The sequence below is a fragment of the Bradyrhizobium sp. SZCCT0231 genome, assembly GCF_018130245.1.
Classification (GTDB): Bacteria; Pseudomonadota; Alphaproteobacteria; order Rhizobiales; family Xanthobacteraceae; genus Bradyrhizobium; species Bradyrhizobium japonicum_F.
In genome coordinates, this window is sequence record NZ_JAFCKP010000016.1 from 131,540 (window position 1) to 152,487 (window position 20,948).

General features: G+C 65.2%; 18 protein-coding genes and 1 tRNA gene. 9 read left to right on the plus strand and 10 right to left on the minus strand.

Annotation, left to right across the window (positions count from 1 at the left end; genetic code table 11):
* Positions 1–3: 3 nt before the first annotated feature.
* Positions 4–759 (plus strand): hypothetical protein, encoded by a 756-nt coding sequence (locus JQ566_RS28130; RefSeq protein WP_212378461.1) that lies wholly within the window; start codon positions 4–6, stop codon positions 757–759.
* A 218-nt stretch (positions 760–977) separates the two neighbouring features.
* Here the strand turns inward: JQ566_RS28130 and JQ566_RS28135 are convergent, their stop codons facing one another.
* Complete coding sequence (locus tag JQ566_RS28135) at positions 978–1,442, minus strand: Hsp20 family protein (RefSeq protein ID WP_212378464.1); 465 nt, start codon at positions 1,440–1,442, stop codon at positions 978–980.
* Positions 1,443–1,648: 206 nt separating this feature from the next.
* Here JQ566_RS28135 and JQ566_RS28140 point away from each other — a divergent pair, with 206 nt between their 5' ends.
* Positions 1,649–2,596: an alpha/beta fold hydrolase gene (locus JQ566_RS28140; protein ID WP_212378466.1), complete on the plus strand. Its 948-nt coding sequence runs from the start codon at positions 1,649–1,651 to the stop codon at positions 2,594–2,596.
* 174 nt (positions 2,597–2,770) lie between these two features.
* On the opposite strand, the gene JQ566_RS28145 is transcribed toward JQ566_RS28140, so the two are convergent.
* Together JQ566_RS28145 and JQ566_RS28150 are read right to left on the minus strand one after the other, a co-directional pair.
* A complete protein-coding gene (locus JQ566_RS28145) occupies positions 2,771–5,581 on the minus strand; it encodes a di-heme-cytochrome C peroxidase (RefSeq protein ID WP_212378468.1) in 2,811 nt (936 codons plus the stop codon).
* 178 nt (positions 5,582–5,759) lie between these two features.
* Positions 5,760–7,556 carry an adenylate/guanylate cyclase domain-containing protein gene (locus JQ566_RS28150; RefSeq protein ID WP_212378470.1) on the minus strand — a complete coding sequence of 599 codons (1,797 nt, stop codon included), beginning with the start codon at positions 7,554–7,556 and terminating at the stop codon, positions 5,760–5,762.
* Between the two features lie 225 nt (positions 7,557–7,781).
* On the opposite strand from JQ566_RS28150, the gene JQ566_RS28155 reads away from it, so the two are divergent.
* Positions 7,782–8,414, plus strand: a complete 633-nt coding sequence (locus tag JQ566_RS28155) for a LysE family translocator (protein ID WP_212378472.1) — start codon at positions 7,782–7,784, stop codon at positions 8,412–8,414.
* A 5-nt stretch (positions 8,415–8,419) separates the two neighbouring features.
* Here the strand turns inward: JQ566_RS28155 and JQ566_RS28160 are convergent, their stop codons facing one another.
* Positions 8,420–9,172, minus strand: coding sequence for a sulfite exporter TauE/SafE family protein (locus tag JQ566_RS28160; protein ID WP_212378474.1), 753 nt, complete (start codon positions 9,170–9,172; stop codon positions 8,420–8,422).
* A gap of 89 nt (positions 9,173–9,261) precedes the next feature.
* Between JQ566_RS28160 and JQ566_RS28165 the strand changes: the two genes are divergently transcribed.
* Entirely contained in the window at positions 9,262–10,152 is an 891-nt protein-coding gene (locus JQ566_RS28165; RefSeq protein ID WP_212378476.1) for a LysR substrate-binding domain-containing protein, read from the plus strand.
* A gap of 93 nt (positions 10,153–10,245) precedes the next feature.
* Here JQ566_RS28165 and hisN read toward each other — a convergent pair whose 3' ends face one another.
* Positions 10,246–11,028: a histidinol-phosphatase gene (hisN, locus tag JQ566_RS28170; protein WP_100234159.1), complete on the minus strand. Its 783-nt coding sequence runs from the start codon at positions 11,026–11,028 to the stop codon at positions 10,246–10,248.
* 537 nt (positions 11,029–11,565) lie between these two features.
* The gene (locus tag JQ566_RS28175; RefSeq protein WP_212378478.1) at positions 11,566–12,456 is read right to left on the minus strand and encodes an N-formylglutamate amidohydrolase; all 891 of its coding nucleotides are present in this window, start codon (positions 12,454–12,456) and stop codon (positions 11,566–11,568) included.
* A gap of 330 nt (positions 12,457–12,786) precedes the next feature.
* Between JQ566_RS28175 and cpdR the strand changes: the two genes are divergently transcribed.
* The 4 genes from cpdR (at position 12,787) to JQ566_RS28195 (ending at position 14,383) form a co-directional block, all read left to right on the plus strand.
* Positions 12,787–13,146 (plus strand): cell cycle two-component system response regulator CpdR, encoded by a 360-nt coding sequence (gene cpdR / locus JQ566_RS28180; protein WP_007597092.1) that lies wholly within the window; start codon positions 12,787–12,789, stop codon positions 13,144–13,146.
* 72 nt (positions 13,147–13,218) lie between these two features.
* Positions 13,219–13,293: transfer RNA gene (locus tag JQ566_RS28185), tRNA-Val, on the plus strand.
* A gap of 359 nt (positions 13,294–13,652) precedes the next feature.
* The gene (locus JQ566_RS28190; RefSeq protein WP_212378480.1) at positions 13,653–14,126 is read left to right on the plus strand and encodes an L-2-amino-thiazoline-4-carboxylic acid hydrolase; all 474 of its coding nucleotides are present in this window, start codon (positions 13,653–13,655) and stop codon (positions 14,124–14,126) included.
* 8 nt (positions 14,127–14,134) lie between these two features.
* Entirely contained in the window at positions 14,135–14,383 is a 249-nt protein-coding gene (locus tag JQ566_RS28195; RefSeq protein WP_249139852.1) for a hypothetical protein, read from the plus strand.
* On the opposite strand, the gene JQ566_RS28200 is transcribed toward JQ566_RS28195, so the two are convergent.
* Complete coding sequence (locus tag JQ566_RS28200) at positions 14,380–14,832, minus strand: NUDIX hydrolase (protein ID WP_212378482.1); 453 nt, start codon at positions 14,830–14,832, stop codon at positions 14,380–14,382. The two genes, JQ566_RS28195 and JQ566_RS28200, sit on opposite strands and share 4 nt — an antisense overlap.
* A 95-nt stretch (positions 14,833–14,927) precedes the next feature.
* Positions 14,928–16,019 (minus strand): enolase C-terminal domain-like protein, encoded by a 1,092-nt coding sequence (locus tag JQ566_RS28205; RefSeq protein WP_212378484.1) that lies wholly within the window; start codon positions 16,017–16,019, stop codon positions 14,928–14,930.
* A 191-nt stretch (positions 16,020–16,210) separates the two neighbouring features.
* Here JQ566_RS28205 and JQ566_RS28210 point away from each other — a divergent pair, with 191 nt between their 5' ends.
* Positions 16,211–17,773 carry an adenylate/guanylate cyclase domain-containing protein gene (locus tag JQ566_RS28210; RefSeq protein WP_212378486.1) on the plus strand — a complete coding sequence of 521 codons (1,563 nt, stop codon included), beginning with the start codon at positions 16,211–16,213 and terminating at the stop codon, positions 17,771–17,773.
* 272 nt (positions 17,774–18,045) lie between these two features.
* Here the strand turns inward: JQ566_RS28210 and JQ566_RS28215 are convergent, their stop codons facing one another.
* Entirely contained in the window at positions 18,046–19,272 is a 1,227-nt protein-coding gene (locus tag JQ566_RS28215; protein ID WP_212378540.1) for an ABC transporter substrate-binding protein, read from the minus strand.
* Between the two features lie 474 nt (positions 19,273–19,746).
* Positions 19,747–20,676, minus strand: coding sequence for an alpha/beta hydrolase (locus JQ566_RS28220; protein WP_212378487.1), 930 nt, complete (start codon positions 20,674–20,676; stop codon positions 19,747–19,749).
* Between the last annotated feature and the right edge of the window lie 272 nt (positions 20,677–20,948).

A 20,948-nucleotide genomic window follows, 5' to 3' on the forward strand; every position in this document is an offset into this window, starting at 1 on the left:
ATCATGAAGTTTTTCACAGGATGTGTGGCGGCCGCCGCGCTGGCGCTGGCTGCGAGTGCGGTGCACGCCCAGGTTCCCGCGAGCGGTATCGCGAGAGGGGCCGTTATCGCGGTGTCGGATTTCGACGGACCCTACGCGCCGCCGGAGGCCGCCCCGCCGCCGCGTTACGGTTATGGCTACGGCTACGAGGAACGCGGTCCGGCGCAAGTCCTGTTGCCGTCAACGGAGGTTTACGCGGTGCTGCGCGAAAACGGCTTCTCGCCGCTCGGCATCCCACGCCTGCGCGGCAACGTCTACACCATCGCGGTGATCGACCATCGCGGCGACGATGGCCGGCTGGTGATCGACGCCCGCGACGGGCGGATCATCCGCTTCATGCCCGCCGCCGACGCCTATGGCATGGCACCCGCCTATGACGACCGCGCGGTCGCGCCTTACGGGCCGCAAAGCGCGCTGCCGTCGCCGACCGTGATCCGCAGCGGTCCCCCGCGCCCGCCGGCGTCGATCCCGCATGTGGCAAGCCGCGCCGTGCCGCTGCCCAAGGCCGCCCCGCGGCGCGGCGAGACGCCGGTCGCTGCGGCAAAGCCGGCCGAGCCGGCGGCGCAGCAGGCCCAGGCAGCGCAGGCCCAGCCCGCGCAGCAAGCCGCCGCTGTGCAGGCGAAGCCGGCCGAGGCCGCTGCACCCACAGTTGGTCAGGCCAAGCCTGCGCCGACGATTCTGCCGACACAGGAGATGCCGGCCGTGCAGGGGCTGGATTAGCGCTGCGAGTTTGGCGCGACAGTGCCCATCACACCCTCGCTGTCGTCCCCGCGAAGGCGTCCGTTCGCAGGGACGACATCGCGGAGAGAGCTGAGCAAACAAAAGGCGCCTGGAATGCTCAGGCGCCCGTGGTGGCGTTCATGCGCTCTGTGATGCGATGTAAAACGAAAAACGCCCCGGGGCACCGGGGCGTTCTTGCAACCTGGAAGTCGCTTGGCTTAGGCGGCTTGCGCGGCCGAGCTCTCGATCACCTGCGCCTTTGCGCTGGCGTTGATCGCGATCTGGCGCGGCTTCTTGGCCTCGGGAATCTCGCGGACGAGGTCGACGTGAAGCAGCCCGTTCTCGAGCGAGGCGTCCTTCACCTGCACGAAATCGGCAAGCTGGAAGGCGCGCTCGAACGCACGCGCGGCGATGCCGCGGTAGAGCACTTCGGACTTCGAGTTCTCGCCTGCGACTTTCTCGCCCTTGATCGTCAGCGTGTTTTCCTTCGCGACGATGGAGAGCTCGTCTTTGGCAAAGCCCGAGACCGCGACGGTGATGCGGTAGGCGTTCTCGCCGGTGCGCTCGATGTTGTAGGGGGGATAACCGGGGCTGCCGTCCGAGCTGGCCTGGTCGAGCAGGTTGAAGAGGCGGTCGAAGCCGACGGTGGAACGATAAAACGGAGTGAGATCGTAGGTACGCATGGTCAAGTCCTCCATTGAGCGACTGTTTAGGTAACCCGCCCGCCATCGGGCCGGGCTCATCTCTGTGTGCAGCCTGATGTTCCGGTTCCGAAACACTGGTAGCGGCCTGCACGAAGGTGATATGGGTGGAACGAGACGGCGTTCAAGAGGGCGGCATTTGCGCCTTTTCGGCGCTTTAGCCCCTTGATTTGCAGTACTTCCCGCCTATGACGCTGGTCTCGATCCCGTCCAATCCCGTTCCCGAAAACGTCGTCAGCGGCACCATCAAGACACCCGACGGCGCCGAGCTGCGCTTTGCGCGGTGGGCGCCGCCGGCGAACCGCAAGGGCACCGTCTGCGTCTTCACCGGGCGCAGCGAGCAGATCGAGAAATATTTCGAGACCGTGCGCGACCTGCGCGACCGCGGCTTCGCGGTGGCGATGATCGACTGGCGCGGGCAGGGCCACTCGTCGCGCCGCCTGCGCGATCCGCGCAAGGGCTATGTGCGCGACTTCGCCGATTTCGAGATCGACGTCGAGACCTTCGTGCAGCAGGTGGTGCTGCCGGATTGTCCGCCGCCGTTCTTCGCGCTCGCCCACTCCATGGGCGGCACGGTGCTGCTGCGGGTGGCGCATGCCGGCAAGCGCTGGTTCGACCGCATGGTGCTGTCGGCGCCGATGATCGACCTGCCCGGGCGCACCACCTCGTTCCCGGTGCGTGCGCTGCTCAAGACGATGCGCCTGCTCGGGCAGGGCGGCCGTTACGTTCCCGGCGGCAGCAACCGCCTCACCGGGCTCGATCCCTTCATCAACAATCCCCTGACCAGCGATCCGGTGCGCTATGCGCGCAATGCCGCGATCCTGGAGGAAGACCCGACGCTCGGACTGGCGTCGCCGACGGTCGCCTGGGCCGATACCGCCTTCCGCGCCATGCACACCTTCAAGCGCGTGAACTATCCCTCTCAGATCCGCCAGCCGATCCTGATGCTGGCGGCGTCCAACGACACCGTGGTCTCGACCGCGGCGATCGAGGAGTTCGCCTATCACTTGCGCGCCGGTTCACACCTCGTGATCGCCGGCTCCAAGCATGAGATCCTCCAGGAGCAGGACCGCTACCGCTCCCAGTTCTGGGCCGCCTTCGACGCCTTCGTGCCGGGCACGCCGCTGTTCAAGTGAGGGCTTGAGCGAGGGATCGAGCCACAAACTCGTCATGCCCGGGCTTGTCCCGCCTGCGCGGCCGAAGCCGCTTCGGCGAGGCGAAGGCCCTGGCATCCACGTTCTTCGCGCCGCGCAGCAAGACGTGGATGGCCGGGACAAGCCCGGCCATGACGACGGCGAATTCCGGTCGCCCTACAGCGTCTTCAGATATTCGATCAAATCGTAGCGCTCCTGCTCCTTGAGCACGCGGCCGATGGTGCCGTCCTTGCCGGGGCCTGGCGTACCGTCGAACGAGTGGCCGGCATTGCTGTTACCGAACAGCTCGGTGCCGTCAGACGCCCGCGTCGAGAAGCGCGACTGCCCGGTCTTGCAGCTCTCGCCGTCGGCGACCGCGAAGCCGACCTGCTTCGGATCGTAGTCGCGGCCACCACCCATGCAGAACGATTTGGGGCGCTCGGCCGCGGGGCTCAGCATCCAGTAGAGCGAGGGGACCGATCCGTTGTGCAGGTAAGGTGCGGTGGCCCAGACGCCATCGAGCGGGCGCGCGCGATACCAGGGCCCCGGCTCGTTCTTCTCGGCCGGCTGCGGACCGGGATTGGGGCAGTTCTTGCGCTTGCCCCACCAGGCCTGCTGAACCTTCGGGTCGATCTTGGCATCGTCCATTGCCTTCCGGGCGACGATGTCGACGAGCACCATCAGGCCAAGCGAATATGGCATGTCGGTCGAAGAAACATCCGGCAGATTGCAATTCCACCAGGCATTGAGGTTCTGCGTGGGATCGAGCTTGAGAAAGCCCGGCACCTGAACCGTGCGCGTCGCCAGCACGCTGGCCTGAGCGGGGTCGGTCCCCATGCCTTTGGCGCTCTTCTGGACCTCGTTCAGGAATTTGTCCTCGCCGATGGTTTCCCACCGTGACGAGGACCAGATGCTCTGGGCCGGAAACTCGGTGTCGAACACGGGATCGTTGACCGGACCAAGATGGCATTCGACGCAGATCTCCGAGTAGAGCTTGCGGCCACGTTTGACGCGGTCGCCATCGATCTTCCAGGCATCATCGCCGAAGATGTCCGACGGCCATTTCGGCGATGTCAGTCCGGAGAGCTGCTTTTTCGGATAGGGCGCCGATCCCTTCAGCAGATCCTCGATCCAGTTCAGATTCTTGACGTCCATCGACGAGCGGAACAGCCTGTCCTTGGGCGTATTGTCGGACAGGTTGAGCAGCGCGGTCACGCCCAGCGCTTCGCCGGCGTTGCGGATCAGCGGCTGTTCGATCGAAGCGTCATATTGCGCGTATTTGAGCCAGGGTACGGTCCAGATCGGCGGGAAGCTGACCGGCGCGTCCTTGGCATGCAAATTCTTCTCGAAGCCGCTGAGGCCGCTGAGCGTCATGTCCTGGGAGAAGACCTGGTTGCCGATGCGGTTGAGCGCATCGAGGCGGCCATAACCTTCCTCGGTGTCCTGCTGCTTCTCTTCCCGCTTCGTCTTCTCGTTGAACCTCGTCTTGCCGTCGATGGTCTTCGCGTAGGTCTTCTCCCAGTCGACCAGGAACGTGCCGATCGCACTCAGCTTCTGCTTCAGCGCGTCGCGGTCTGCATCGCTGGCGGAAGGGCCGAGCACGCGGTCGGCGAAGCGCGTGAAACGCCCCGGTACGTAGAGCGTGTAGGCGATCGACAGGCCGGTCGTGACCTCGAGCTTCCTCAGGTCGGTCATCGCCGGGCCGCCGTCGAAGCGGATGTCGGTGCCCTTGTAGTGGATCTGGCCGGTGTGGCAGGCGGCGCAGGTCAGGCCGATGCGGTCCTCGCCGATCTGGCCGGTCGCGGGATCGGCCACGCCGGTCATGCGTGCGAAGCCGACCGGCAGGCCGTCGACGTTTTCGGCCTGGGGACCCCAGTTCACCGGCGGATTCCAGAGCCGCGCCGGCACCGGCTTGGTCTTGTCGTAGACGTTGGCATAGCCGAACCGGCGCAGCGTGGCGTCGTCGGTGTTGATCGTTTGCGGGCTCGGGATGAAGCCGAAGCGCTGAAGATGGTCGCTGTCATGCAGCATCCCGGGCTTTGCGAAGAAATGAAGCCGCGGCTGCTCGAGCGCCATGAACCAGCTATAGGGCACCGGGAAGGTCGCGGTGCCCTGGCTGGCGTGATGAAACCAGTGCCGGTCCTCCAGCGCCCAGTTCTGCTCGAGCCAGTACGCGGCCCGGGGTTCGACGTGCGCGGGCAATGGCGGGGCCACGAGGTCCCCGAGGATGCCGGGCAGCATCGGCTGGAATTGATCGGGAAAGCGCAGCGCCACGATGCCGAAGACGAGGAGCGCGGCGACCAGTCCGCCGGCAGCGCGCAAGATCAGCGAGGGCGGGGTGACCGGCTGGCTGGCGACCCGCTGGGTGATCCTGTCAGGGAATTTGCGCTCGTTGAACAATGTCCTCACCTCGGCCACGCTGAGATAGCGGTCGTCGCCCTGACCCTTGCCCATGATCTTGAGCAGGATCGGCCATTCGAACTTCATCAGGATCGGGTAGTACCAGCGCGCTTGATTGCCGGCGCGCTTGAGGTTGTCCTTCATGAAGGTCTGGATTTGCGAGGCGTTGAGCCCGGTCTCGGTGCCGCCGCCATCGGGATCGGCATAGGTGCCGCCGAAACTGGCAAGCCGTGCAATCTCGTCCTCGTTGACGCGACCGTCGACGCCGAGGATGCGCGAGCCGGCACCGAGCTTGTCGAGCGGGCCGCCGCGCAGCGTGTTGAGCTGCGCGCCCCAGAAGATGCTTTGCAGGATGTGACAGGCGCCGTTGGCGATCAGTGCGACGCCGCGGACCTGGATGCGGGCCGAGGTCTTCCTCAGCCCGGTCTCGCCGCTCGCATTTGCGATGGTCTGCGACAGCGTCCGGAGCGGGACGGTGCCGCCATCGACAAAACCTTCGCCGACGAGGCCGCGCAGGAACGGGCAGGGATTGTTCGGCGAGACCTGGATCGAGGGGTCGAAGGGCGGCTTCGAAGCGGGGTCATGCATGGCCCAAATCCTGAAAACGGCGAATCGCAAAGAAGGACGCGCCGATCAAGCGCGGAAAGTCCTAACAAACCGACAGCAGATATACTACTTCAGCGTGTGATGAAGTGTGGCTGATTTCACTGTCGTGTCAACAACAGCGGCGCAAGCAGCTTGCCGCGAAGGAACCGCGGCCTGCCGTTCAGGACTCGGCGGCCCGTTTGAGGTCGCTCTGAACCAGCGTCAGCTTGCCGAGCGGCACGCCGGCCTTCAGCAGCCCCTCGCGATAATGGGCGATGTCCTCGGGCCGCTTCCAGTGGAAGTTGCGCAAGTGCCTGTCGACGTTCAGCGCTGGATAGTTTGCCATCAGCACGCGGGCGGCTTCGCTCGCCTCGTCGCTTCGCCCCAGTTGCGCCAGCGCCGCGGCGCGGATCGCCAGCGCCTGCATGTGATTCGGGTTGATGTAGAGCTGCTCGCGGGCCCATGACAGGGTCGCGTCATATTGGCGCAGAAGATAATGGCTGAAGGCGTTCAGCGCCGCCCATTGGTAGCGCGGGTCGCTGTTGTCGCGTTGCGCGGCCATCGAGAACAGCTCGATCGCCTCGCGGTGCTCGCCGATCATGAAATGGCAGATGCCGAGCACGCCGCGCGCGCCATTGTCGTAGGGGTTGAGCGCGACCGCGCGCTTGGCGGCGTCCATCGCCGCCTCGTGATGTCCCTCCATCGCATGGGCCCAGGACAGGATCGAGAACGCAAAGGAGGAGCGCGGGTCGAGCCGGACGCTGGTTTCGGCGAGGTTCATCGCCTCGGCCCACATCTCGCGCGTGCCCTTGACCCAGCCGAACTGAATGCTCTGGATCTGGATCGTGGCGAGATAGGCGTGCGCGATCGACAGCTTGGGATCGAGCCCGATGGCCTCGCGGAACAGGTCGACGGCGGCGGCCAGATCCTCCTTGGTCTGACGGTAGTAGTGCGACAGTCCCTTGAGGAAGCGGTCCCAGGCGGTGACGTCGGTCGAGAGCCGCGCCGGAGCCGAGGCCTCGGCACGGACGATCTCGGTGGCGATGGCGGCGGACAGGTTGGTCGTGATCTCGTCCTGCATCGCGAACAAATCGCCGATGTCGCGGTCGTAGCGGCCGGTCCAGAGCTGCTCGCCGGTCTCCGGCGCGATCAGCTCGGCGGTGACGCGGATCTTGGCGCCGGCGCGCCGCACCGAGCCCTGGATCAGATAGGTGGCGTCGATCTCGCGCGCGATCAGCCGCGTGCTCGTGTTCTTGCCCTTGAAGGCGAACGTCGAGTTGCGGCTCAGCACCCGATAGAAGGATTGCAGCGACAGCGCGTGGATCAGGTCCTCGGTGAGGCCATCGGAGAAATATTCGTCCTGGGCGTCGCTGAGATTGGCAAAGGGCAGCACGCCGACGATCGCGGTGCGGTACTGCTGCGACAGCGTGGAAGCCTCCCGGAGCTCGGGGGCAAGCGCCGGCGCGCCCTCGGGCGTCCAGGTCCAGACCCCGATCGCATCCTTGATGTTCTTGAAGCGATGGTTGCCGGCATCGGTCAGCGGCACGGTGAGATGCTTGCTTGCCTCCCGGTAGGCCTTGGCCGAGATCGCGAAGCCGCCGGGGCTCGCCACCGATTCCAGGCGGACGGCAATGTTGACGTCGTCACCGAAAACCTCGTCCTCATCGGCGATGACGTCGCCCATGTGGATGCCGAGCCGGAACTGCATGGCGCGGTCGGCCGGCAGATGGTGGTTGCGCTCCGCCATCAGCGTCTGCATCGCGATCGAAGCCTCGGTGGCGCCGACGATGGAGGGGAACTCGAGCAGGAAGCCATCGCCGGTGTTCTTCACGACGCGGCCGCCGTGATTGAGGATGATGGGATGGATCGCGCTGCGATGGGCCTTGAAGGCGGCGTGGGTGCCGGCCTCGTCGCTGCCCATCATGCGCGAATAGCCGGCGACATCGGCGCAGACGATGGCGGCCAGACGTCTTTCCATATCCGCGAAGCTCCAAAGGATAGGGGACCGGCCACGGCGTGGCAGTCGCCTCGAATCCCGCATTTCAAGAACCCTGCCTTTATAAAGCAGATGAGGCCCAGCGGAAGCAGGATCCGCATTGCAAATTCGAGGTAAATCCCAAGCAATCCCGGCGGTGGACGGGGACGGGCGAACCGACTAAGCGGAACCAGGACCGCCCGGACGGGGCGGCGGGAGGCAGCTTGCATGCTGGGCATTCACGAGATCGGGCTTTTCATCCTGTCGGGCGTGCTGCTCAACATCACGCCGGGGCCGGATTCGGTCTATGTGATCGGCCGCAGCATGCAGATGGGCTGGCGAGGCGGCGCCGCTGCCGCCTTGGGCATCAGTTGCGGCTGTTTTGTCCATGTCGCGGGCGCGGCGGTCGGTCTTTCGGCCCTGCTGATGGCCTCGTCCACCGCCTTCTCGATCCTGAAGCTGGTCGGCGCGGCCTATCTGGTCGTGACCGGCCTCCAGATGCTGTGGTCGCGCCCGGTGCTGGCCTCAAGCGTCGACGCGCCGGTGCGGAGCTCGTTGCGGCAGGTCTTCCTCCAGGGCGTCTTCACCAACGCGCTCAATCCCAAGGTCGCGCTGTTCTTCCTGGCCTTCCTGCCGCAATTCGTCGCAGCCGATGCGCCGCACAAGCCGCTCGCCTTCCTGACGCTCGGCCTGATCTTCATCTTTACGGGGACGTTGTGGTGCCTGGTGCTCGCCGCATTCGCGGCCAAGGCCGCGCACCGGCTGCGTCGGTCCGAGGGGGCGATCGCCTGGGTCAATCGCGCGCTGGGCGGCCTCTTTGTCTATCTCGGCATCCGCGTCGCCATGCTAGAGACGCGGTAACTCGTTCAGGCGAACTCCTTCGCCAGCGCGCTGCCGGCGAGATAGAGACCGAGCAAGATCATCGCGATCAGGAACCAGCGGCGAAACGCTTCGGCCGGCATCCGCGCCCGCACCGACTGGCCGATGAACATGCCGGCAAAGGCCATGGCAAGGCCCACGGCGCCCGGCACGGCATTGGCCGGGGTCAGCAATCCGACCGCGCTCAGGTTGAAGGCGAGCGCCAGCGTTGCGGTGGTGAAAAACACGCCGAGCGCCTGCACCAGCTCGTCCTTCTCCATGCCGATCGCCTGCATGAACGGCATCGAGGGAATCACCTGCACGCCGGTCGAGGCCGAGATCACGCCGGTGATGACGCCAACCACGCCGCCGACCCATTTCTCGTTTCCGGGCGCGACGCGGAAGTGGAACTTGTTCAGCCCGATCACGGCATAGACGACGAGCAGGGCGCCGAGCACGATCGTGCCGTAGCGCGCATGGGGCCCGGTCAGCGCGCCGGCATTGAGCCAGCAGCCGATCACGGTGCCGATCATCAGCGGCCACAGCCGCCGCAGGATGTCGCGCAAATACGGGCCGACGAAGGTCTGCCAGATGTTGGTGATGATGGCCGGCACGATCACGATGGCGATGGCGCGGCTCGGGGCCATGCTCACGGCGAGCAGGCCCATGGACACCGTCGGCAGGCCGAGCCCGACCACGCCCTTGACGAATCCGGCAAGCAGGAAGACGGCGGCGATGAGGATGAGCATCGGGTCGATCATATCTGCACATTGACCGATACCGCGATCAGGCACAATCTGGAGGTTACGGAGAGAGCCTTCGCTACAAACGAAGGCTGAGGAGACATCTCATGCGCTTCGACCTCGTCGACCTCCAGCTCTTCATCGCGGTTGCCGACCAGCGCAGCATCACCCGCGGTGCGGAGCGGTCGCATCTCGCTCTGGCCTCGGCCAGCGCGCGCATCAAGGGGCTGGAGGATGCGCTCGGCGTCGCACTGCTCAAGCGCGGGCGCCGCGGCGTCGAGTTGACCGCGGCCGGCGAGAGCCTGCTCGATCATGCCAGGCTCGTGATTCACCAGATCGACGCCATGCGCGGCGATCTCGCCGGCTTTGCCAGCGGCGTGCGCGCCAGCGTGCACTTCCTCGCCAACACGTCGGGCCTGTCGGAGCATCTGCCGAAGGCGCTCGCCGGTTTCCTGCGCGAGCATCGCGACGTCGCCATCGACATCGAGGAGCGCGAGAGCACCGATATCGCCGCCGCCATCACCGCCGGTGCCGCCGATCTCGGCTTTGCCGCCGAGCACGCGCTGCCGGACCATATCGAACGCTTCCCCTTCAGCGAGGATCGCCTGACGCTGGTGACCTCGCGCCGCGGCCCGTTCGCCGGCCGCCGCCAGATCGATTTCCAGGAGGCCGCGGCTTGCGAGTTCGTCGGGCTCACCAGCGCCACCGCGCTCCAGATGCACATCTCGAAGCACGCCGCGCGGCTCGGCATGCGCCCGCATTTCCGCGCGCGCCTGCGCGACTTCGACGCGATCTGCCAGATGGTCGCCGCCGATGTCGGCGTGGCGCTGGTGCCCGAAGCCGCCGCCCGCCGCTGCGCCAAGACCATGCCACTCGCCATGGTCCGCCTGCGCGACAATTGGGCCAACCGCCGCCTCGTGATCTGCGCGCGCAGCTTCAAGGCGCTGCCAAAGCCGGCCAAGATGCTGGTGGAGCATTTGCGAGCAGAGGCGGTGTGAGGAGACTCTTACCCTCCCGCAAGGGGAGGGTAAGAACCACCTACTTCGCCGTCTCCGCTCCCGCGTCGGTCATGCAAGCCCTCCGCCCGCTCGCTACTGGTTCAAGAGCCTCAGGGCTTCCTCGTGAACCCGCGCGTCGCCGGCCGCGATGATGCGGCCGCCGCCCTGGGCCGGCTTACCTTCCCACGTCGTGACGACGCCGCCGGCGCCGGTCACGATCGGGATCAGCGCTGCGATGTCGTAGGACTTCAACTCGGTCTCGACCACGAGGTCGACGTGGCCGGCCGCCAGCATGCAATAGGAGTAGCAGTCGCCGCCATAGCGCGACAGCCGCGCGCCCCGCTCGATGCGGCCGAAGATGGCGCGGTCGCTCTCGTTCATCAGCAGCGGGCTGGTGGTGTAGGTCGTGGCTTCCGACAGCGAAGCGCAGCGGCGGACCTGGAGCCGACGCTCGCCGGAGGGCCCTTTATAGTTGGCCGAACCGTTGTCGCCGGAAAAGCGCTCGCCGATGAAGGGCTGGTGCATCATGCCGAACACCGGTGTGCCCTTGTGCAAGAGCGCGATCAGCGTGCCCCAGATCGGAAAGCCGCCGATGAAGGATTTGGTGCCGTCGATGGGGTCGAGCACCCAGACGTAGTCGGCGTCCTCGCGCTCGTTGCCGAATTCCTCGCCGACGATGCCGTGCTGGGGGAAGTTGGCCTTGATCAGCCGCCGCATCACCGCCTCCGCGGCGCGGTCGGCCTCCGTCACGGGGTCGAAATCCTTGGTCTTGCTCTTGTCGTCGATCGACAGCGAGGTGCGGAAGAACGGCAGGATGGTTTCGCCGGAGGCGGTGGCGAGCCGTCCGATGAAGGCGGAGAAGTCGATCACCGTCACAGGCCGAATCCTCGAAGCGAAGGTTGGATGAAGCTCTCTCCTGCCTAGCTCAATTCGCCTGCCGCGTGCAGCGCTGTCTTGATCTTGCTCCCTGGTATTTTGGATGCCGAGGCGCGCTGCCTCATCCCAGTCATCTCCTGGCCAAATATCGATCACAGAGTTGAAAACTTAGTTCCGAAGTTGCCTTGTTCGTATGCAAATGACTATCAACCCATTGAATTTCCTTATCAAAGAAACTGAATCTGGGTTTCCATGGAAGCAACTGAGCCATGTGCGAATTGCATGGAAAACGGCTCAAAAGCCCTTGCACTTTGTGCGGCGCGGTCGCATATTGTTGCGGTGCGGTAGCGCTTTGGCGTTACCGCTGCCCTCCTTGGGCGTTTCCTCCCTAGACTTGGGCCGCTTCTTCATCAGAAGCGGCCCTTTTTTCTTTGCGCCTTTTTCCTTGTGTGCCTTGCTTTCGTTTCGGAGTGCGCAGCGAAGCGACGCCGCCTTCGCGCCAATCCCGGACAACGTGGTCGCAAGAAAAGTCGGCGCCTACTCCGCCGCGGCCTGGAACGGGCCGAGATCGGCGAACGGAATCGTGGTTGCCAGCACGTCGGCGAGAATGCCGAAGTCGGCGGCCACTTTCGCAAAGCGTGCACTCCGCTCGCGCCGCCGCTCGTCCATGTAGATCGCGCGATTGAGCTCGAGCTGCACCGTGTGCAGGCCGCTTGCGGGATTGCCGTAATGTTCGGTGATGAAGCCGCCGGCATAGGGCTTGTTACGGCCGGTCGAATAGCCGAGGCCTGACAAGGTCTCCTCGACGCGATCGGGAAGCAGCGGCGTGCAGCTGGTGCCGTAGCGGTCGCCGATCACGACGTCGGGCCGCCGCGGCTCGTCTCTGCTGACGCCGACCGAGGGCATCGAGTGGCAGTCGACCAGCACCACGGTGCCGAACATCTGATGCACCTTGTTGATCAGCCGGCGCAGCGCGCGATGGTAGGGCTTGTAGAGCGTCTCGATCCGCCCCAGCGCATCGTCGACCAGGATGCGCTCGCGATAGATCTCCTGGCCGTCGCCGACCACGCGCGGAATGGTGCCGAGGCCGCCGGCGACCCGCATCGAGCGGGTGTTGGCAAAGCTCGGCAGCCGGCCGGTGAACATGCGGGGATCGAGCTCATAGGGCTCGCGGTTGACGTCGACATAGGAGCGCGGAAAGTTGACCCGCACCGTCGGAAAGCCGCGCGCGCTCAAATGGCCGATCAGCTCGTCCATGAACGAGTCTTCCGACCGCCGCAGCGTCGGCAGGTCGATCCGCGACGCCGCCAGGAATTCGTCCGGATAGATCGAGCCGGAATGAGGCGAGTTGAAGATGACAGGCGCGCGCCATTCGGCGGGCTCGAAGATCTCGAAGGCTGGCGACATGTCGCCGTCAAACCGGGTCATCTTCTCAGGCTTCGTCCCTTCGTGCCGGGATCTGGCAGGGACCAGATCGCATCGATTCGGCCGATCGAGCGGCTCTTATGTGTCGTCATTGTCCGGAATCGCAACCATTCTGCCAAGCGAAAAGATGTGAAGCACGCTGGAACATGTCTTAACCGTGCAGCTATCGCGGCGGGGATCAGTCGATCCGGCTCGATTGATTCGGAGCCCATTCCGGTTCACAAAGGGCCGGCAGCGCAGCCGGCCCAAGGTAAAGATTTTCACCCCAAATTTACCCTCTGTCGGGCTTAGTGACCTCTGCTGATATCCTCTGGGGATGCGACGTTTCCTGCCATGCCAAAGATCCTGCTCGCCGAAGACGACAACGACATGCGCCGTTTCCTGGTCAAGGCGCTGGAAAACGCCGGTTTTCAGGTCTCGTCCCACGACAACGGCATGGCCGCCTATCAGCGGCTGCGGGAAGAGCCGTTCGAGATGCTGCTCACCGACATCGTGATGCCGGAGATGGACGGCATCGAGCTCGCCCGTCGGGCCTCGGAACTCGATCCCGACATCAAGATCATGTTCATCACCGGCTTCGCCGCGGTCGCCCTGAACTCGGATTCGGACGCCCCCAAGAACGCCAAGGTGCTGTCCAAGCCCGTGCATCTGCGCGAATTGGTCAGCGAAGTGAACAAGATGCTGGCGGCCTAAATCGGCCCCGTTCCGTCCTTGCGCACGCTCCCCTGAGCCGTTATAGGGACCCCACCGATGAAATGACCTCTAGGGCACGTAGCTCAGCGGGAGAGCACTACCTTGACATGGTAGGGGTCACAGGTTCGATCCCTGTCGTGCCCACCATCCTTCGCTCGCGATAGCGAGAGAAGGATGCCGCGCCGAAGCCCAAAGGGCGAAGGCGGGCTTGCATCCGCGAGCTACGGCTAGGCAGGCCATCCTTCGCTCGCGATAGCGCGAGAAGGATGCCACGCCGAAGCCCAAAGGGCGCAGGCGGGCTGGTCGCCGCGAGCTACGGCTCGGCAGGCCAGGATCTCACTTTATCAATAGCGGCCCGTAGCCCGGATGAAGCCAACGGGTCGGCGCGAAGCGCCGCCCGATGACAGGCTCCGCGCAATCCGGGGTGTATCCTCACGGGCGCCGTCCCGGATTACGCTTCCGCTCCATCCGGGCTACGATCTCCCTTTCAGACGCGAAGGTCGCCCATGACCGTATCCGTCATCGAACAGGCAAAGATCCAGGCGCAGGTGCTGGTGCCGCTGGTCAAGGCGTTGCAGGCCGAGCTCGGCGAGGCGCGCGCCAACGCGCTGGTGCGCAAGGCGCTCGGCGATCTCTATCGCCGCTTCGGCGAGGAATTCTGGAAGGCGAAGAACGAAGCCGATCTCGGCAAGGCCGTGTCGTCGGCATTCAGGACCTATGCCCGCGGCGATGCGCTCGCCTATGACGTGATCGAACAGACGGCGGACGCCTTCGCGTTCGACGTGACGCGCTGCGCCTATGCCGAGTTCTACAAGGCACTCGGCGAGCCCGAACTCGGCTTCCTGTTGATCTGCACCGCGGACTTCGCGACCGCGGAGGGGTTCGGTCCCGACATCAAGCTCACGCGCACGCAGACGATCATGCAAGGCGCCTCTCATTGCGACTTCCGCTACCGGCGCGATGGAGGCGGATCACAGTGAGGGCAACGATGCGGGCGAGCTGTCTCGCCGTGGCGGTGCTGGCGCTGATTGCGTCACGCGCCGACGCCGCGATCATCGATTGGCAGGCCGAGCTCCAGCGCTGCCGCGCGCTGCGCCAAAACGTGGCGCCGCTGCTTCAGGCCGGCGAGGGAATCTCCGCCGTCGGCCGCTCCAACAGATCGGTCCGCCGCGAGGCTCGCCGAAGAGGCGAGCGCCTCAGGGTGACGGTCACAAAATGGCGCGCACTGCCTACCTAAGCACCGCGCAGCAAGCCCTTCAGTCCGGTCGGATAGAGGCTTGGCCCGCCATCCACGTCGAGATCGGCAAGGTCGAACCAGCGCGCGACGATCTCGATGCCGTTATCCTCGCGGAAATCGATGTGGTCCCGGCCGGCGAAAGCGCCGTCCGGAAAGGCGACCTCGGTGATGAACATCACCTCGTGCCCGGTCGATCCCTCGTGCACAAAAATGTTCTCCAGCATCAAGGGCTCACCCGTGATGGTGACGTCGATGCCGAGCTCTTCGTTGAATTCCCGCACGAGAGCGGCCCGCCAGCTCTCGCCGAATTCGATCTCGCCGCCGAGCGGACGCACGCCCTTGATCCGGCCCGCATCGTCGCGAACCTCGGCCGCCAGCAGCCGTCCGTCGCGCCAGTGCAGGCCGATCGCGACGACGCGGATGTGGGGATGTGGGCGCCAAGTGGTCATGGGGAATCGTTAGTCCGTGTCGCACGCTTTCGCAATGAGGGAGGAGATCGTGTGCCTGCAATGGCGACATGGGTGACGGGGCCGGCACCCCGCGATCACTCCACCAGATATTTCCTCACCGCCGCTTCGTCCCACGCGATCCCGTTGCCCGGCTCCTCGCCCGGCAGCGCAAAGCCGTCCTTGATCTGCAACCGCGTTGCCAGCACGGCGTCGGCCCAGTCGACATATTCCAGCCAGTGCGCGGTCGGCGTCACGCAGAGCAGATGCGCGCTCACTTCCGAGAACAGATGCGTCGACATCTCGATGCCGGCGGCATGGGCCAGCGCGGCGGCGCGGAGCCAGCCGGTGACGCCGCCGATGCGCTGCACGTCGGGCATCACGTAATCGCAGGCTTCCGCCGAGAGCGCGGACTGCATCGAAAAGGCGCTGTCGAAATTCTCGCCGATCTGCACCGGCGTATGCAGCGCGTCGGCGATGCGGGCGCAGCCGGCATAATCGTCATGGCGGATCGGCTCCTCGATCCAGGTGAGGCCCTCGTCGTCGAGCATCTCACCGCGGCGGATCGCCTCGGTCACCGTCAGCGCCTGGTTGTAGTCGCACATCAGCGTCATCTCGTCGCCGACGGCATTGCGCACCGCGCGCACCACGGCGAGGTCCTCCCGCGCATCGGGCCGGCCGACGCGGATCTTGGCGGCCTGAAATCCTTCAGCCAGCAGCTTGTGGGCTTCCTCGACGGCGGCGCCGGCCGGCATGATGCCGAGCCCTTTCGAATTGTAGGCGCGCACCGGCTTCGGTGCGCCGCCGAGCAGCCGCGCCAGCGGCAGGCCGCGTGCGCGGGCCAGCGCATCCCAGGCGGCCATGTCGATGCCGGATTGCGCCAGCCGTTGCAGCCCGGCGAGGCCGAGCAAGGTGAAGCGCTGGGCCAGCTTGCGCTCGATCTCGAACGGCAGCAGCGCGTCGCCGGCGAGCAAGTCTGACATTTCCGTGACCATCGCCGTCAGCGGTTTCAAGGCGGACGGCGTGATCGAGAACAGATAGGCATGGCCCACCGCGCCCTGATCGGTCTCGCAGTCGATCAGCACCAGCGGCGCCTTGGCGACTGCGCCGGTCGAGGTCTGGAGCGGCAGGTTCATCGGCACGATCACGGGCCGCGCGTGGAAGCGCTTGATGCGGATGGCTTCGGTCATGGGTCTCTCCCGGCGGGGCGGATGCAGGTCGGGGCCGATCTTAAGCATCCGTGATCAAACGAAAAGGCGCTTGGCCCGACCACCATAAAATGGGGTTGCGTGGGCCTGCAATTCTTGGCTCTGTGCCGCCGCATTCCTTGCCGCGGATTCTGGACGATTTGCGACAAAATCGCACATGACGGAGCCACAGCGTGAAACGAGAGATATCCGAAGAGCAGCGCAAGAGCGGCATCCTCACTGGCGCCGTGATTGCCTTCCTCCTGCTTGCCCTGCCGGTCGCGGTGTGGCTGGACCTGACCGAGCTCAGCAAGACGGCTTTGCGCCGGCAGGCGATCGATCTCAATTCGGTGATATCAAGCGTGCGCAGCTATTACGCCTCCAACGTGGTCGGACGCGTGCTCGCCAACCCCAATGGCACCACCAAGGTCGTGCACAATTACGAAGCCGTTCCCGGCGCGATCCCGATCCCGGCAACACTATCGCTCGAGCTCGGCCGCGTGATTGGCGCGCAGCAGGAGAACATCGCCTACCGCTTCGTCTCGGACTTCCCGTTCCAGAACCGCGCCCCGCACCAGCTCGACAAGTTCGAGAAGGACGCGCTCGATGCGCTGCGCAAGGATCCCGAGCAGAAGATCGTGGAGACCGAGACCTCGCTGTTCAACGACAAGGTCCGCCTGGTCGCCCCCGTCACCATGGGCCCGGCCTGCGTCAGCTGCCACAACAGCCACCCCGAAAGCCCGAAGAAGGACTGGAAGGTCGGCGACGTCAGAGGCATCCAGGAGGTCGTCATCGCGCAGCCGATCGCCGCCAACATCTTCTCGTTCAAGTTCCTCCTGGCCTATTTCGTGATCGCCGCCGGCAGCGGGCTGTCGTTCCTCTCGCTGCAGCGCCGCCAGGCGCGCCGCATCAAGGGCATGAACAAGGAGCTCGAAGCCGCCAACGACTTCCTCGCCTCGCTGTCGATGAAGATCTCGCGCTATATTCCGCCGCAGGTCTACAAGAGCATCTTCTCGGGCCAGAAGGACGTCACCATCCATACCGAACGCAAGAAGCTCACCATCTTCTTCTCCGACATCCAGAATTTCACCGCGACCGCCGAGCGGCTCCAGCCGGAGCAGCTGACGCAGCTCCTCAACGAATATTTCACGGAGATGTCGGCGATCGCCCACGACTATGGCGGCACCATCGACAAGTTCATCGGCGACGCCATGCTGATCTTCTTCGGCGACCCCGAGACCAAAGGCGATCGCGCCGATGCGCAGGCCTGCCTGCAGATGGCCTGGCGCATGCAGCAGCGCCTTGCCGAGCTCAATGCGAAATGGCGGGCGTCCGGCATCGAGCAGCCGTTCCGCTCGCGCATGGGCATCAACTCGGGCTATTGCAATGTCGGCAATTTCGGCAGCGCCGACCGCATGGACTACACCATCATCGGTGCCGAGGCGAACCTCGCCGCGCGCCTGCAATCGATCGCCGAGCCCGGCGGCATCGTGCTGAGCTACGAGACCTTTGCGCTGGTCAGCGACATCGTCCGCGCGCATGCGCTGCCGGCGATCACGATGAAGGGCATCAGCCGCGAGGTCATTCCTTATTCGGTGGACGCACTGAACGACACTGCTGCGGAGAACAGCGGCATCATCACCGAGCGCGCGCCGGGCCTCGAGCTGTATCTCGACCCGGCCGTGGTGAAATCAGGCGACGCCGCACGCGTGCGCTCGCTGCTGGAGAACGCGCTGGCCTCGCTGAAGCCGGCGTGAGTCTCTCTCTCTCTCTCTCTCTCTCTCTCTCTCTCTCTCTCTCTCTCTCTCTCACCCTCCCCTGGAGGGGGAGGGTCGATCGCGCGTAGCGCGAGCGGGGTGGGGTGATCTCTCAACACGGGCAGTGTTCGATGCGGAGAGACCTTCACCCCACCCCGTCTCATGTCTCGCTTCGCTCAACATGAGCCGACCCACGGGCGAGCTACGCTCGTCCCGGACCCCTCCAGGGGAGGGTAAGAGTCCCAACTCTCACCGCGGCACACCAAGTCACCTCACCTTGCCGCGCCTTCCGTGAACGCCGTCTCGATCACCTCGCCAAAAGGCTGCCACGAGCGCCCGTCGAACTGCACCAGCCGCATCTGCCGGATCGGCAGATAGTTGCTGGGCGAGGTGTTCATCCTGATGTTGGGCAGCGCCACGGAGGGCTGATGGTCCCTGAGCGAGGCCGCCTGGCGCATGATGTTGTCGCGCGAAAAATCATCGCCGCACTGCTTCAGCACCTGTGTCAGCGCCTCGGCCGCGGCGTAGCCATAGAGCGCGGCGCTGTTGTTGGTGCTTTCGACCTGATGGTATTTGTCCATGAAGGCGAACCAATTCTTCATGGTGGCATCGTCTTTCCAGGCGGGATCGCTCGGATCCTTCAGGAACGCCGCCGCGATCACGCCGGCGGAGTTCTCCAGGCCCGCGGGCGCCATCGCATTGGCGATCGAGGCGGAGGCATCGTTGACGATGAAGACCGGGTGCCAATTGAGCGACGCCGTCAGCTTGATCACCTTGGACGCCGTCGACGGCACGCCGAGAAAGACGAAGATGTCGGCGCCGGCGCGCTTGAGGATCGAGACGTGCCCGTCGAGATGCTCGTCGGCAATGTCGAAGGCGATGTCGACGAGGACGTGACGGTTGAGATCGCCAAGGCCTTCCTGGATGCCCTTGTAGAGCATGCGCCCGAACTGGTCGTTCTGCCAGAGCACCACGATCTTCTTCCGGGGGTAATAGGCCTGGATGTAGTTGGCGTAGATGCGCCCCTCCGACCTGAACGACGGCTGCCAGCCCATGGTCCAGGGAAACGCGCTTGGCTGGCTCAGCTCCTCGTCGCCGGAGGCGACGAACAGCTGCGGGATCTTCTTCTCGTTCAGATACCGGCGCGTCGCGAGATTGCCGGGCGTGCCGAACGAACCGAACATCAGGTGGACGTCCTCGCTCTCGACCAGATTGCGCGTCAGCTCCAACGCGCGTCCCGGATCGGAATTGTCGTCGCGCGTGATGAAGCGGATCCTGCGACCGTTGATGCCGCCACGCGCGTTGACCATGTCGAAATAGGCGGCCTCAGCCTGGCCGATGGCGCCGAACTCCGAGAGCGGTCCCGAATACGGCATGACATTGCCGATTCGGATTTCCTTGTCGGTTGCGGGTTGATCCGAGTGCTGCTGCTGCGACATCGCGCCGAGCGACGCGGCGGCAATCATGGAAACGAACAGCATCTTGCCGATGACGCGCATGTTCGATGCCTTGTGGTTGGCCCCCAACGAGGTCGGCTCAATCTCCACCAAGGCCGCTTGATCTAGGTCAAGCGTTTGTCAAAGCTGTGGCTGGGCGGCGCGCTTTGATGAAAGCGGCAGGCGTACTGACGCGCTGCATCGATTTCTGATCGAGAGAGTGTGCCGTGTGGCACCTGTCTTACCCGCCCCTGGAGGGGGAGGGTCGATCGCGCGCAGCGCGAGCGGGGTGGGGTGATCTCTCAACTCGGGCACTGTTCGATGCGGAGAGACCGTCACCCCACCCCGTCTCACATGTCGCTACGCTCCATGTGAGCCGACCCTCCCCCTCCAGGGGAGGGTAAGGACGACCTCCCACGACGCAAGAGGTGTGCTCCCTTCCTCCTCTTGTCCGCCGTAGCTTTGGCGAAGGCGGATGCGGGGGAGAGGGGGTGGCCCAGCAATCGGTCGGAGTAATAAGCGTGCTGCCACAACGCGCTACGGCAGCCCCCGCGCCTCCAGTTGCTTCACCAGCAGCAGCGTCGGTTCCGCAAGACTGTCGCCGGAGCCATCGAGGCCAAACGCGGCGGCGATGCCGTCGCGGCTGCGCAGCAATGCGCTGCGCGGGCAATGGCCGGCGCCGCACAGCGTCTTCTTCAGCGTCTCGCCCTGCGCCACGAGGCCGGCGGAATCGTCCGCGGCCCAGGCCAGCACGATCGGCACGTCGACATTGAGGATGCCGGGGAAGACCGATCGCTTGTCGTATTGGGTGGCATCCGGGCCGAGATAGGCCTTCTCGCTGTCGCTGGCGTCCTTGCCGACGCGGTAGATTCCGGACACCAGCACGACGCCGGCGACGTCGGCGCCGTCGGTCTGCAGCTCGGGATGCGCCAGCAGCGAGGCGACATGGAAGGCGCCGGCGCCGTAGCCGACCGCGACGATTTCGCGGGCATCGCCGTTGAAGAGGTCGATATTGCCATGAACCCAGGACAGCGCAGCCGCCACATCGGCCGCGCCGGCCGGCCAAGGCGCCGCGGGCGCCAGGCGATAATTGACGCGGACCCCGATCATGTCGTTGCGCGCGGCAAAGCACATCGCCTGGTCCTGGATCTGGCGCGACAGCTCCGGCGCCGCGCGGTCGCCGGTGAAGGTGTCACCCGCCACGAACAGCAGCACCGGCCGTGGCGTATCCGCCTTGGTCGCGCTGGTCGCGACATCGAGCACATTGGCTTCGCTGTCGCCATAACGCAGGCCGCGCGAGAAGGCGACCTGCTCGCACAGGCGCGCGGTGCCGCCGGCGGTGGTGTCGGAATCGGTGAGGCCCGCTTGCACGAGATCGGACGGCGGCGAGAGATGGCCCGGCAAAGGTCCGTGCGCAGAGGCCGCAGTCATGGTCAGAAGCAGGAAAAATATCAGATAATTCTTCATCGTGATGCCGGCCTTGCGGGGCTCATATTGGCGCGCTGATCTGGCCTGTCTTTTCAATTCGCCACATTAGTCAGCTGGCCTTGAGGCGAATTCGCGGCGCCCTGGCCGGCACGCGGCCGGCGCGGAACGGGCGCCCCCTCGCATGCGGCCGCATTTGGTACACAAGTTCGCGGGGCCCGGAAGGATTGCGCGGAGCGACGATTTTGTCTCGATCCGTCAGGCCGTTGGCCGGCGCCGCCCAGCCTCGAGCCGGAAACGGCTTCCTACTGTGC